Origin of the sequence: Streptomyces sp. NPDC002889 (genome assembly GCF_042888425.1) — a bacterium.
Lineage (GTDB): Bacteria > Actinomycetota > Actinomycetes > Streptomycetales > Streptomycetaceae > Streptomyces.
Genome location: NZ_JBIAPT010000055.1, coordinates 1 through 9737, shown reverse-complemented (window position 1 = coordinate 9737; position 9737 = coordinate 1). Strand labels below are relative to the sequence as shown.

9 protein-coding genes and 2 pseudogenes are annotated in these 9737 nt (G+C 68.2%); 7 read left to right on the top strand and 4 right to left on the bottom strand.

All coding sequences use genetic code 11. The features are described from left to right. Positions 1-889: 889 nt before the first annotated feature. Both ACFYWI_RS38045 and ACFYWI_RS38040 read left to right on the top strand, forming a co-directional pair. Positions 890-1048 (top strand): annotated as a pseudogene (locus ACFYWI_RS38045) (PDZ domain-containing protein); the annotation flags it as partial. Between the two features lie 490 nt (positions 1049-1538). Continuing rightward, a complete protein-coding gene (locus tag ACFYWI_RS38040; RefSeq protein ID WP_389240696.1) occupies positions 1539-1763 on the top strand; it encodes a hypothetical protein in 225 nt (74 codons plus the stop codon). 1119 nt (positions 1764-2882) lie between these two features. Here ACFYWI_RS38040 and ACFYWI_RS38035 read toward each other — a convergent pair. Next, a complete protein-coding gene (locus ACFYWI_RS38035; protein ID WP_389240694.1) occupies positions 2883-3113 on the bottom strand; it encodes a hypothetical protein in 231 nt (76 codons plus the stop codon). 202 nt (positions 3114-3315) lie between these two features. On the opposite strand from ACFYWI_RS38035, the gene ACFYWI_RS38030 reads away from it, so the two are divergent. Continuing rightward, positions 3316-4395: a hypothetical protein gene (locus ACFYWI_RS38030; RefSeq protein WP_389240692.1), complete on the top strand. Its 1080-nt coding sequence runs from the start codon at positions 3316-3318 to the stop codon at positions 4393-4395. A gap of 265 nt (positions 4396-4660) precedes the next feature. Here the strand turns inward: ACFYWI_RS38030 and ACFYWI_RS38025 are convergent, their stop codons facing one another. Next, a complete protein-coding gene (locus ACFYWI_RS38025) occupies positions 4661-4915 on the bottom strand; it encodes a hypothetical protein (protein ID WP_389240690.1) in 255 nt (84 codons plus the stop codon). A gap of 5 nt (positions 4916-4920) precedes the next feature. After that, a pseudogene (locus tag ACFYWI_RS38020) lies at positions 4921-5385 on the bottom strand (hypothetical protein); the annotation flags it as partial. Positions 5386-5812: 427 nt separating this feature from the next. Here ACFYWI_RS38020 and ACFYWI_RS38015 point away from each other — a divergent pair. Together ACFYWI_RS38015 and ACFYWI_RS38010 are read left to right on the top strand one after the other, a co-directional pair. After that, the gene (locus ACFYWI_RS38015) at positions 5813-6109 is read left to right on the top strand and encodes a hypothetical protein (protein WP_389240688.1); all 297 of its coding nucleotides are present in this window, start codon (positions 5813-5815) and stop codon (positions 6107-6109) included. A 497-nt stretch (positions 6110-6606) separates the two neighbouring features. Then, positions 6607-7131 carry a hypothetical protein gene (locus ACFYWI_RS38010; RefSeq protein WP_389240686.1) on the top strand — a complete coding sequence of 175 codons (525 nt, stop codon included), beginning with the start codon at positions 6607-6609 and terminating at the stop codon, positions 7129-7131. Between the two features lie 347 nt (positions 7132-7478). Here ACFYWI_RS38010 and ACFYWI_RS38005 read toward each other — a convergent pair whose 3' ends face one another. After that, positions 7479-8363, bottom strand: a complete 885-nt coding sequence (locus tag ACFYWI_RS38005) for an NAD(P)-dependent oxidoreductase (protein ID WP_389240684.1) — start codon at positions 8361-8363, stop codon at positions 7479-7481. Positions 8364-8412: 49 nt separating this feature from the next. Between ACFYWI_RS38005 and ACFYWI_RS38000 the strand changes: the two genes are divergently transcribed. After that, entirely contained in the window at positions 8413-8820 is a 408-nt protein-coding gene (locus tag ACFYWI_RS38000) for a MerR family transcriptional regulator (protein WP_389240682.1), read from the top strand. Positions 8821-8839: 19 nt separating this feature from the next. Then, the gene (locus ACFYWI_RS37995) at positions 8840-9289 is read left to right on the top strand and encodes a hypothetical protein (RefSeq protein WP_389240680.1); all 450 of its coding nucleotides are present in this window, start codon (positions 8840-8842) and stop codon (positions 9287-9289) included. Positions 9290-9737 lie beyond the last annotated feature (448 nt).

Sequence of the window (9737 nt, the reverse complement as noted above, 5' to 3'; positions counted from 1 at the left end):
AGTTGCTTGCGCGTCACGGCAAATTCCTACCGGGTTCCACCCATGAAGGAGGCAGAACCCAACAACTGATCACAACCTCACACAGGCCCTAGTCGCCGTGCACGTACGCCGACGCCCCGCAGGAGGTGCTGAACTCCATCGCGGCGCATCTGAACCTAACTGCACCCCCACTTCACCTGGGACGCAACTACCCTCATCGGCCGCCTGGAGGCCAATCCTGGGGAGACCACGATAGTCATCGACGCCCTCGACGAGGCGGTACGTCCGCAGGAACCCGTCAACACCGTCCTGCTGCCACTGGCCCGCGCCGAGACGTGGACGGGAAGGATCCTCGACGGGAAACAGCAGAGGATCCCTGTGTGCCGGCTGATCGTGGGCACACGCCCCTGGTGGGACTGGTTCGACGCCCTCAGAGCCGAGTGCCACACCACACCTGGCTGGCCATATACGAGTCAAAGTCACACGCGGGATGCGCCCCAACTGGCAGCGGCCGACGCTGGAGTCATGAGGGCCACCTGGTCCGGCATCATCCAGTTCGGGATGGTCGCGCTGCCCGTCCGGCTGTACAGGTCACCGAACAGCACGCCGTGCGCCTCCACGAGATCCGTACCTCCGACGGCAGCCGGGTCGAACACCGGAGCTTTTGCCGTGCCGAGGGCCGGGAGATCCCGTACGAGGAAGTGGGGCGCGGCTTCGCGCTGCCCGACGGGAGCCTGGTGCGCTCACCGAGGAGGACCTGGCCCGCTTGCCGCTGCGAGGTACTCGGCTTTGTCCCGGAGCGGACATTGACCCGATCAGCTACAGCAAGCCGTACCACGTCGGCCCCGGCGGCCCGGGCGCCGAGAGGGCGTACGCCCCGTCTCGACGATGAAGATCATCGCGGACGGCGGCGATGGCAGGGATCCAGCCGGGAGACATCATCACGAAGCTGGGTTCGGCGGAGATCACGACCATCACGTCACTGACGGAGGCGCTGGCGTCGGCGAGCCCGGGCCAGAGAGGGCGGATGACGCATCTGCGGGGCGATGAGACGCGGACGGTTGAGTAACGCCGGGCGAGATCTGAGGTGCGGGAGCCGTGGCGGCGGGAGGGCGTTTTCCCTGTCTCGCTCGCCTCACCCGCGCTCCAGATCCAGCAGCCCGGCTGATGCAGCTGGGGCTGGAGGTCGGACCCTGGCGCAGCATGCGCACGTCGGACGCAGACAGCCACTACGGTGGCCCAGCGCGTTCGAATGGATGGGGCACAGTGGGTTTGGCACGCGATGACGTTGGCTCACGCCGTTGTGGGAGACGTACCGTTCGCGCCGGGGCCCGTGGGCTGACATCGCTTCAGCTTCGTGCGAGATAAGCACGGATACTTCGTAGTGGGGACGCGGTTGAAAGCCACTCCTACCCTGGGCGGCGCTGCAGATCGGCGTTACGCTCAACAAACGCGGCGGTCGTCCTCGCCGCGGGTGGCAGGCGGGGGGAGTTATGTGGATCTTCTTGGTACTGGGTTTGCTGCCCATCGCTCTGCTCCTGTGGACCTTCGCGGGACAAGTGAACCAGCAGGTGGAAAGCCAGTTCGCCGGTGAGGTGATCGCCCTCTCGGTCCAGCGCGTCACGCTGACCACCGGCATGCGCACCGACTACCTGCTGACGATCCGTGCTGACGAAGGCCGGCAGTTCACCTTGCAGGTGAAAGACGACGTGTACGCCCTGTTCGCTGTCGGCGACCGTATCGTCAAGCAGGCCGGGACACTCTGGCCCAGGAAGGCGGCATGACGTCGGGAGCCACCCGCGTATCCAGCACGTTTGGGGCCTGCGGTGCAGAGATGTGCACCGCTCATGATGCGTCACCACCGAGTGAGGGAACCTGTGCTGCCGAAGGCGAACCGAGCTCCTTTCTGCAGGATGTATCCGCTCACCCGAGGAGGTTGGAGCAGCCCCTCCTGCTCGCGATTCCCGTACTGATTTCAGGCATGCGGTGGCCCGCTCGGGAAGGGCCGGCGCCAGGGGCAGGAGAAGAGGGGGGACGGAAGGTCATGAGGAGTCGGTCTATCTCATCCACGGGACGCGGGTGCGCCGCGACGATCGTGGTGACGGCGTTGCTGCTGGTCGGTGTATCAGCATGCGGTGGCGAATCGACCGTCGACTGCAGGGGCGGAGCGTACACGGTCGAGTGCCACCCGGTCGCCCCACCGGCCGGCAGCACCTCCGCCACCACGGTTCCCGCGCCTGCGTTGACGCCGTCGGGGACATGCCCGTCGGACTGGTTCGGGGTCCACGAGGCGGTGCGAAACAGGAGCTTTGACCGGGCCTGCCCACTTCCACCCCCGGACACTGCCGTGCCCCTACCATCCCCGTGAGGCACTTCCCTGTGACTCATGGGACCGGCTCCTCCCCGAAGCCGTTTCCCGCGCGCTCATTGCTCTTGGCAGTTTGGGAAGAGGTTTCCTGAGCTACGCGCTCCAGCGGGCTGCGATGGTTCTTCGGCGAGAGACCCGGTCGCCTGGGGCGAGCGGGTGCGGCGCAAGGTCAAGTGCCATGCCGCTGAGCAGCAACGGCGCCGCGCGCGTGACGGACTGTGGCTGCCCGCACGCGGGGGAGGCCGGGCATGAGCCTCTTTCTGGATGTGCTTCCAAAGTTCCTCGGCGCTCTGGGTGCGACCGTCGTCGTCGGGGGCACGACGTGGTGCACCCGCCTGGTGCGTCGCCGGTTCGCGCCGAGCGCCTCTTTGCCGCACCTTGCTGTCCCGAACGCGGTGCGCCCACCGGAAGGGGTGAGGCACCAGCCGGTGCCATCACCGGCGGTGACTTCCGTGCCGTTGTGGTCCGCCCCGGCTGAGCGGGCTCTTCCTGCTGTTGGGCCCGTTAGGGCCTACGGGCCCAACCATGGGTCCAATCAGCGCCGCATGCGCCAGGTGCCGTACAGCCCGGCGACTGCCCCGATGATCACGGAGAAGCCGGCGTCCCCGACCGCGCGGTACACCCCCGCGCAGACGCCCAGCAGGGCAACCAGGACCACCACGTCGAGTACCTGATGCCGCGTCGGCTCAGGCGGCAGCGCCGGCCCCCGGGTGGCGGGGGGCAGTTCAGGATCGGGCATCTGGGAGGTTGTGTCGATGTCAGTCATGTCTCCAGCAGAGCGCCGCACCCCGCCCGGTACCTAGTGATCCGTACGGCCCCGCAAAGACCCGGACAGTGCAGGTCACCGGCCGATACGAACCGGCGCAACGCTGAACGGCCCAGCGCGTTCAGAATCGTTCGACGGAATCTGCGGACGTTCGGACACTCTCTCCTCTAGCGTGGCATTTCGCAACAGGGAGGGTGATCCGGTGACATACAGCAACCCCGAGGTCGAGCCGGAGGACGCTGCCGCCATAACGGCGTACGACGAAGCGCTGCGCGAGTTCACCATCGAGCTGAACCGACTCCATATCGAGTACGGCGCACCGTCCTACGCCACCATCGCCAGGGCATCCGTCCGGCCGAAGCTGACCAAAGCCGGCCTCAACGAAGTACTGTCCGGCAAGCGATTTTCCTCCCTGGAGGCGCTGCTGGAATTCGTCCGCGTGGTCAGCAACCCGCAGCCTCCCTCACCGGGCACCCCGGCCGCCTCCCGGGTTCGCCCGGAGCTCGTGGACCAATGGCGCAGCAGGTGGCAGCATGTGAAGTTCTTGCAGCGGCAGGCCCACGCACCGTGGAAGCGCCTGCGCGCCACCGTCCAGGACACGCTCGACCAGGCTCTGCGGGAAGCCGAGGCCGTCCGCGCGACTGCCCACGAGGAAGCCGCCTGTTTACGCGCCGGCGCGGAAGCGGAGGCCGAGCGCTTGCGCTCGCAGGCCCAGCACGATGCCGACGAGTTGCTGCAGCGTGCGCAGGCGAAGGCCGAGCGACTGCACTCACAGGCACCGCGGGACGCCCAGGAGTTGTGCGCCCCCGCGCGCGCTGACACCGACAAGGCGTCGTCGCGGTGGAGCGCCGGTTCCTTGTCGCCGCGCCGAGCATGGCGCCCTCTCGTCGCGGTGGCCGGGGTGGGGCTGGCCGTCACTCTGGCCGCGGATTCCCTCACCGGGCAGGCTTCGCGCTCCTGCCGGTCCACCCGCGCCCACACTGCCGCGCCGGTCATCCCTCGAGCCGGTCTCCAACCAGGGGCCATGGAACAGGTGGCACTCGCCCACGAACCGCAGATTGTCTTCCCCAGCAGCACGCCTTGGTCGGGCTGGCCCTCTCCCGACTGGTCCACGTCGACCTCGGCCACACCCTCCGAGGACCCCTCCACCACTGCCAGTTCCCCACCCCCCAGCGCCTCCCCGACGCCCACTGCCTCCAAAACCCACGCCCCGTCCGGCGCATGCGGCCATACCCGTCCGTCCGAGAGCCCGACACGATCGCCCAGCTCATCCGCCTCGTGAGGCGAGCCGCAGACGAGAAGCCCACTTCACGCGCCTCGTAGCCGTCACCAGCTTCTTGAAGGTCAACCCGGCAGGGCAGGCCTCGAATGTCTCGTCCGGGTCGGCCAGGATCATCTCGACCGCTCTTTCGTCTCCCGGGGCCCACCTGAGGCCCACGGCGCTGGGCCGTACGAACACGTGGCGGGCTCGATGCTCGTCTCCCAAGCGGCCGATGGCGCCGCCCGGGAGCCTCCCCCGCCTTCCGCGGCGAGCGCACTCTGATGACTCATGCAGGTTGCGTCCAGTCGGGGAGCTGCTCCCGGTGGCTGACGGCCATGTGCTGGGCCAGGACGATCTGGGTGGTGACGGCGCTGTCCATGGGGTCGTAGTCGATGTCGCGTTCGCCGGTGAGGCGGAGTTTCTCCGTCTGCTCCTGGATGTGCTTCATGGAGCGGTACACGTCGGCGCAGTCCTGGCAGGACCACATCCGGGCCGGGGGCAAAGCCCATTCGTCCTCGGGCCGGATCGCGTCAGCGCTCATGGGCGTCACCGTGGTTGCTGCGGTCTGAGTCCAGGGAAGGTTCTGCGAACCCTAAGGGGCCCGGGGTGAGGTGCGCGACGCGTTCCGCGTCGCGAAGGGGGACGGTCCTGACGGTGTTCCCGGACGGCCTCCGCGACGCAGGCGCGCACTGCGGCGCCGCCCAGCACGCCGTGCGTGGCGCCGAGGAACTCCGGACCGTCCAGCTTCACCGACACGATCGCCGTCAGGCCCTCGCCGATCTGGTCGGTGCCGAGCTCGGGGTCGGCGGCCATCAGCAGCCGCCGCTGCCGTGCGTACGAGGTGACCGCGGCCGCTACCCCGTCGCGGAAGCCCATCGCATGCGTGCCGCCGTCGGGGGTGGGAACGCTGTTGGCGAAGCTCCGGACCTGCTCCTCGCGGGAGCCGCTCCACCGCAGGGCCACCTCCACCGCCCCCGCCATCCGCGGGTCCTCCCGCTCGAAGCCGATGACGTCCGGGTGGACGGGGGCCCCGGCTCGTGCGTCGAGGAAGGCGACGAAGTCCCGTTGCCCCGTCCGGGAACTGGACCCGCACCGGCCGGGATCCGCCCGGGCGGTGTTGGTCGGTCAGAGAGATGCTCAGGCCCTGGTTCAGGAAGGCCAGTTCCCTGAAGCGCTCCGCCAGCACGGCGAACGAGCACTCCGCCGTCCCGAAGATGTCGGTGTCGGGCCAGAAGCCGATGGTGGTCCCGCTTCCGGTCGCCGGCCCTACGGCGGTGGGCGGGGTGACCGCGACGCCGCGCGTGTACTCTCCTGGACCCAGCACACCCCCTCGCGCCGCACCTCGGCCGTCAGACGGTTCGAGAGCGTTGGTGACGCAGGGTCCCATGCCGAAGAGGCCCAAGGCAGCGGCGTTGCGGCCGCCAGGCACGGCCCCGGCGTGCGTGAGGGTCAGCAGGGCTTCGAGGCCGGGACCGCCGGTGTCCCCGGAGGCCTCGGCGGGGACGCCCGGCCCGTCGTCGGCGACACGCACGCCGCCGTCGGGCGTGAGGGCGACGTCGACGGAGCCGGCGCGGCCGACCAGGACCTCGTTGACGGCCTGGCCGGCGACCTCGAACACCAGCTGGTGCAGGCCGCGTTCGCCGGTCGAGCCGACGTACATCCCGGGCCGCTTCCGAATGGCTTCCCAGCCCTCCAGCACCTCAATGTGGCTGGCGTCGTACTGATGGCTTCCTGACTCACGAAGTCCCCTCCGATGGTGTCCAGCAGACCTCCCCACCCTAGGCGGATACCCGGAAAACACCAGGTCAGAGCCGGTTCAGCGAGGGCGTGGACGGGTAGGTGAGCGCCTGCCCGGAGGGCAATCGGCCCAGGGGTCGCGCCCGTGGTCACAGTGCGGCCGGGGCCCGCCGAGGGCCGCGTACGACCGCGTCACCGGCGGCCCCGAGGCCCCCAATTCCGGTACGTCACACGCCCGCCCGGAACGCCGCGTCTGCCTGCTTCACCACCGAACTCTGCCGGGCGAGCGCCGCCCGCTGTCATGCTCCAGGTGCCCTTCGCCATCAACCCCGAGTAGTCGTGAGCGCGTCCTTCAGCCGGGTGAGCTGTCGGCGCCGTCGGCTTCTCCTCCTGCTGAGCCGACCCCAGGTAATCCGCGGGCAGTGCGCCCAGCGCCCGTCCTATCGTGTACCGCTGCCGTCCACGCCGGAACGGCCCCATGGGAGAGGCGGCGGAGTGCCGGACGCATACAAGGTCATGCTGGACGCCGAGTTGAGCAAGGCGTTCGACGTGTGGTCGGGTTATCTGGACGCCCGGACGGATGAGGCCCCCCAGGTCCGTGCCCGACTGCGCTCCATGTTGGAGTCGGCCCGCGCAGCCGCCGCCAAGGACGATTTCGTAACCGCGCGCGCCTTGGTGGCGGACATGTATGACGACGCCCGGGAAGCCGCCCTTCTCTGGGCTCCCTCGCCGCCCCGCCCCTGCGAGGCGGACCGGCAGGTGCGCGACTACGCCAAGGACGCACTGCCGCAGGTGCTTCCTCTGGGCTTGCGGGACCGTCTCGACCACATAGTGGTCTCCCTGAGCGTCACTGGCCGCCGCCTCCAAGCCGCGCCCGGCCTCGACGCGGCCACCCGCCAGGATGTCCTCTACATCACCGCCCGCGCCGGGATGGCCCTCGACCTCGCCCACCTAACCGCGGCGCGACGCGAACTCGATCGCCTGAAGGCGATCGCGCGACGCTGGGGCGTGGAGCCCTGAGAGCCGAGTCGTAGTGGCCCAGCCTGTCCGGTGCTCACGTTCGTAGTCGAGGTACATCCACGACCCCAACCGTGAGCCGACCACGGGGCCAGCCTTGCGGCGTCCAGCCCGGGCACTGGACGACGTAGTTCGGCAGAGGGCGAACCGCCCCCCACTGCCCTCGACGGGGACACGCGGGTAAAGAACCGATACGCTTCATCGCCTGGGAAGTTCCTCCGACGGTGGCAGGAATAAGGACCTCAACAATCCTCATTCTTGCTGGGCAGAGGTGCTTTCCACGTTCGTGATCATGATTTCGACAGCCCGCCACGCGAAAGCCCGAGACCAGAGCCCGGTGTCGGGATCGGTCAGTCGTCGCGGGGCTTGCCGAACTCTTCGATCAGCACGGGATACTGCTCCCCACCGTGTCCAGCGGCGATCGAGCGGTCGGCCATCGCCTTGATCAACTTCGGCAGCTCGGCGTTGACACCCACCGCCTCGCTCTCCTCGATCAAGTGCGCCATCGACCGTACCTCGGTCTCCAGGGCCGACACCTCGGCAGGGAAGGAGCCGCTGTCGATCTGCTTGGCGTACCCAGGCAGCCATTCGGCCACACCGGCAGCGATCTGCTGCGCAAACGGCGCATACGTTGCGGCGTCAATGCCGGCCGTCCTGAGCAGGGCAGTGCCCTGGAGCCAGGCGTTCAGGACGCTCCACATCATGGCCAGGCCTGCCACGTCGTACAGGGACGCCAGCCCATGGTCCGTACCAAGGAAGGTGACGGTGCCGAGCGCGTCGAGTGTTGACTTGTGTGCCTCGAAGTCCGACTGCGGCCCGCTGTGCAGAATCACCGCCTCGGCGGTCCCGATCGCCGACGGGATGGCCATGATGGCGCCGTCCAGGTAATGGGCGCCTCGCTGCTCGGCCCATTGGGCGGCTTCCCGGGCCTGGGTCGAGTCGCCCGAGGTCAGGTTGATCAACATCGTGCCGTCCAGCTCGATATCGCTCGCGCCGAGCAGCTCGTGCATGGCCTGGTAGTCGGTGACGCAGATGATCGTCAGGGAATCTGCCTTGAGCGCGTCGCCAACAGTTGGCGCCAGCCGTGCACCCTCGGCCACCAACTGGTCGGCCTTGGAGGCCGTACGGTTCCACACGGTTGTGGGATGCCCGGCCTTCAGGAACGCGCCGGCGAGTGCCTGGCCCATCCGTCCGAGTCCGATGACAGTCACGGGTGTACCGGGTTTGTTGTTCATGGCAGCATCATCAACGTTGATACCGGTGTGAAGGTCAAGCGAGGTTTCGATGCGGATCGGGGAACTGAGTCGTCGGACGGGCGTCAACGCCCATCAGTTGCGCTACTACGAGGCCCAGGGACTGCTGGAGGCAGACCGCGGCGCGAACGGTTACCGCGAGTACGACGAGAACGCCGTGCTGCGGGTGAAACAGATCCGGCACCTGCTTGGCGCCGGTTTATCCTCCGAGGACATCGCGTACCTGCTGCCCTGTGCGGCCGGAGAGGCCCCGGAGCTGCCCGGATGTCCCGAGTTGCTGGCCGCGATGCGGTCACGGCTGCAGCGACTGGACGATCAGATGAACAGGCTCGCCCAATCCCGCGACGCTCTCGCCGACTACATCGATGCGGCCGAGCGAATGGGCAACGAGAGCTATCCACCCCATGACGAAGCTGACCCGGAGCCCGTCCCCGCCTGAGTAGCCGGGGTGCCCCACCTTGCGGACCGTCTCGACCAGCAGTAACCCTCCGGCCTGCGAGACCACCGCCGACGCCCCGGCCGGGACACGAACACGCGGGGACAGAGCAGAGCGTCGGCTCCGGGACACCGACCGACGCATCCGGGACCTGGACAGCCGTCTCGATGACCTCGACACCGAACACCAGAGCCTGAAGGGCAAGTTCGGCTACACCGAGGACTTGGACCACGAGCTGCGCCGCATCCGCAACGACGTCTCCGAGTGCGAGAGCAAGATCGATAATCTCGAGGGAGGGCTAAGCGACCGGATCGGCGACACGGAACAGGCGACCAAGCGCCTCACACAGCACGTGCGGCTCCCAGAAGGCCAGATCATGGCCCCCGGGGGAGCACGTGCCGCCGACCTGGACACCTTCGGCAAGGACAACGAGCGGCGGAGCCCAGAGCCCAGCCGTCGCTGCAGCAGGTGAGGGCCACGATGTATGTGTGGCCGACCTCGAGACGGGGGTGTCGGGAAGCGCGACGCGTGAGCGGTTGTCGCCCTATCGGGAAGCTGCGGTGCGGCCTCGCGGGTCTACAACGACTTCTGGACCTGGAGGGTCACGGAGCGGCCGATGTAGCCTCCCCGTTCCTGGCGTCCTCCTCCTCGGCCGGGAGTTCCTTCTCCGAAGAGACTTTCACCACGGCCACATGATCGGAGTAGGTCACCCAGTCCATCGCCGACTCCGATGGCAGACGTGAATCGCCGTCCGCGAGTACGACTCCGAAGCCGATTCGGTGTCGTTCCCCAGCGAGACATACGACGGGGCACGGTGCCTGTGCCTGCGTGGTGGGCCTGCTGTGTGTGTCCGGGGTGGTGTGTGGGCTTTTACTTGATGTTTTTGGGGTGTGTCAAGTCACGTTTTGTCGGAACGTGAC